Origin of the sequence: Nosocomiicoccus sp. HMSC067E10 (genome assembly GCF_001810835.1) — a bacterium.
Classification (GTDB): domain Bacteria; phylum Bacillota; class Bacilli; order Staphylococcales; family Salinicoccaceae; genus Nosocomiicoccus; species Nosocomiicoccus ampullae_A.
This window is the reverse complement of the sequence record NZ_KV802753.1, coordinates 1-245: the sequence shown is the minus strand read 5'-3', so window position 1 is coordinate 245 and position 245 is coordinate 1. Positions and strand designations below refer to the sequence as shown.

Genomic DNA, 245 nt, shown 5'->3' with positions numbered 1-245 from the left:
CTAAAGTTGGACACTAAAATCCAACTTTAGGGGTGTTTTTGTATGAAGTATAAAAAGCATAGCTTTGAATTTAAGGTAAAAGTAGTTAATGAATATTTAAATGAAGCAGGAGGATATAAATTTTTAGGTGAAAAGTATAATGTGGATAGATCGCTTGTTCAAACATGGGTAAAACAATACAACACATATGGCTATCAGGGCCTCACTAAATCTCTAGGCAATACTCAATATACTAGTGAATTTAA

At 31.0% G+C, this 245-nt stretch carries 1 protein-coding gene; it reads left to right on the top strand.

Going from position 1 to position 245, the window contains the following annotated elements; genetic code table 11:
- Nucleotides 1-42: 42 nt before the first annotated feature.
- Nucleotides 43-245 (top strand): helix-turn-helix domain-containing protein (locus HMPREF2767_RS02120; RefSeq protein WP_148128989.1); only part of this gene is annotated, 203 nt, incomplete at its 3' end.